The following is a 576-nucleotide window of genomic DNA, read 5'->3' as shown; positions in this document are numbered from 1 at the left end:
CACAGATGGTGATTACCAAGCGATTTACGTTGATACACCAGGACTTCACATTGAAGAAAAGCGTGCGATCAACCGTTTGATGAACCGCGCTGCAAACTCCTCGTTGAGTGACGTGAACCTAGTTTTCTTCTTGGTCGATGGTACCCATTGGACTAAAGACGACGAGATGGTGTTGACCAAGCTTCAGAAATCGAACTTCCCTGTTGTACTTTGTGTTAACAAAGTCGATAACGTGCAAGATCGTAATGAAGTGATGCTACACATGGCTGAAATGTCTAAAAAAATGGACTTTGTCGATGTAGTGCCAATCTCTGCGAAGCAAGGTAAGAACATTGATGTATTGCGCAAGCACGTACGTAATCACCTGCCGAAAGCGACGCATCACTTCCCTGAAGAATACGTAACGGATCGCTCTAAGCAGTTCATGGCTTCAGAAATCGTACGTGAAAAGCTAATGCGCTTTACTGGTGATGAACTGCCATATTCTGTAACGGTTGAGATTGAGCGTTTCGACTACAACCCAGAAACCGACGGTTTCCATATCAATGCTTTGATTCTTGTTGAACGTAATGGTCA

General features: G+C 44.1%; 1 protein-coding gene. It reads left to right on the top strand.

Annotation, left to right across the window (positions count from 1 at the left end):
* Nucleotides 1–576, top strand: a 576-nt coding sequence (gene era, locus R7Q48_RS29535; RefSeq protein WP_318133927.1) for a GTPase Era, incomplete at both ends; no start/stop codon positions are given.

The organism is Vibrio sp. 378, assembly GCF_033339435.1.
The sequence above is the reverse complement of the archived record's forward strand: the minus strand, read 5'-3'. Positions and strand labels throughout refer to the sequence as shown.